This is a genomic window from Actinoplanes sp. NPDC026619, from assembly GCF_040638295.1.
Taxonomy (GTDB): domain Bacteria; phylum Actinomycetota; class Actinomycetes; order Mycobacteriales; family Micromonosporaceae; genus Actinoplanes.
This window is the reverse complement of record NZ_JBEZYA010000085.1, coordinates 1-1,996: the sequence shown is the minus strand read 5'-3', so window position 1 is coordinate 1,996 and position 1,996 is coordinate 1. Positions and strand designations below refer to the sequence as shown.

The window sequence follows — 1,996 nt, the reverse complement described above, 5'->3', positions numbered from 1 at the left end:
GTGGAACTACGTCATCCACCCTGGACTGATCCCCGAAACCTTACGAAACCAGACAATCAACCTCGAACCAACCAGCTAATTCATCGTCGGGCCCTTAGCCGAAGACTGTCGTGGTGAGCGATGAGGAAAAGGCGTCGTTAGAGGCGTCAGGTAGGGGCCGGGAAGACGAACGCAAGTGAATCGCTGCTGACGTGTCGAAACGAAAACAGACGACATCAAAACCGGGGTGTTCCCTGAACTCCGGGATGAGCCTGGCGGGAGCCCGTCTATTGGCCAGGTGGTGTCCGGCATGCAGGCGACGTGAGCCCGGTCTGCGGCTTCCGCATGGAACAGGAGAAGGCACGCCTCGATACTGCCCGCCGCTCGGCGGCGGCGAGAGGGAGCGCCGCAAGCAGCAGACACTGCGAGGGGCTGAGTACCGATGCGGGGCGTGCTGGCGGACCGGCTCGTAGTAGTGGTGATGTCCCTGTAACGGGGGTGGAGCGAAGGGGCCGGGTCGTTCGTGACTGTGTTGATCGCATCAACCGGACGGTGTCCGGGAGGAATTCGGTGGGCCAGTTGAAGTCGCAGACCAAGTCGTTTGAGATCTCAAAGTGGGAAGTCAAGGAGGCATGGGAGGAAGTCAGAGCGAATAGGGGAGCGCCGGGAGTGGATGGGCAGAGCATTGACGACTTCGAGAAGGACCTGGGGAACAACCTCTATAAGGTCTGGAACAGGATGTCGTCAGGCTCGTACTTTCCGGCCCCGGTGCGAGCGGTGGCAATTCCTAAGCCACAGGGAGGCGGCGAAAGGGTGCTCGGCATTCCCACCGTCGCCGATCGTGTGGCTCAGACCGTCGTGGCTCGGCATCTGATGTGGAGGGTGGAACCAATTTTCCATCCCGACAGCTTCGGATACCGGCCCGGACGGTCCGCCTTGGACGCGGTGCAGAAGTGCCGGGAACGCTGTTGGAAACGGGACTGGGCGGTCGAGCTCGATATCGCCAAGTTCTTCGACAGCGTGCCCTGGGACCTGCTGGTCAAGGCAGTGGAAGCGCATACCGACGCCGTTTGGGTGAACTTGTATGTGCGGAGGTGGCTCGCTGCCCCGCTGCAACTGCCCGACGGCTCTCTGCTGGAACGGGAGCGCGGAACCCCGCAGGGGGCTCCTGTGTCTCCCGTCTTGGCGAACCTGTTCCTGCACTACGCGTTCGACACGTGGATGGCCCGGGAGTTCCCGTCCGTCTGGTTCGAACGCTACGCGGATGACGCCGTGCTGCACTGCGTCGCCGAGCGCCAGGCCCGCCGAGTGCTGGCCGCGCTCACGGACAGGATGGCCGAGGTCGGGCTGCGGTTGCACCCGGCCAAGACCCGGATCGTGTACTGCCGGGACGGGAATCGTCAAGGCTCCTACGAGCACACGGCGTTCACGTTCCTGGGATACACCTTCCGCGCCAGGAGGAACCGGAGTCGGCACGGGAACCAGTTCCTGGCGTTTGACCCGGCGGTCAGCAACGATGCTCTCAAGAAGATGGGCCGGGAAGTGCGGAGCTGGCATCTGCACACCCGCACCGATCTGACCTTCCACGAGCTCGCCCGAAGGATCAACCCTGTCGTGGCGGGCTGGCTCAACTACTACGGCCGTTTCAGGCCGTGGGAGTTGACCTCTTTCGTGACGCGCATCAACTCCTACCTGGTGCGCTGGATCCGCAAGAAGTACAAACGGCTCGCGGCCAAGCGGAAGGCGCTGGCGAAGATGCAGGAGATCGCCCGGCGATACCCCCGCATGTTCGCGCACTGGCGCATCACCGCGACAGTGAGCGCCGTGCTGGTCTGACGATCAGGACGACAAGAGCGGAGTGACGAGAGATCGTCACGCTCCGTTCTGTGAGGGCCGGAGGGTGAAATCCCCTCCGGCTACTCGGCGATGCACTGGTGAACCGCTTCCAGTTCGTCGCCGACCACCAGGCACGCTACGGCGTGAAGCGGTTGTGCCAGATCCTCAACATCGCCCGGTC

General features: G+C 63.1%; 1 protein-coding gene. It reads left to right on the top strand.

Annotation, left to right across the window (positions count from 1 at the left end; all coding sequences use genetic code 11):
• The first annotated feature begins 549 nt into the window (after window positions 1-549).
• The gene (gene ltrA / locus AB0E90_RS51620; RefSeq protein ID WP_360421213.1) at window positions 550-1,815 is read left to right on the top strand and encodes a group II intron reverse transcriptase/maturase; all 1,266 of its coding nucleotides are present in this window, start codon (window positions 550-552) and stop codon (window positions 1,813-1,815) included.
• The last annotated feature ends 181 nt before the right edge of the window (window positions 1,816-1,996 follow it).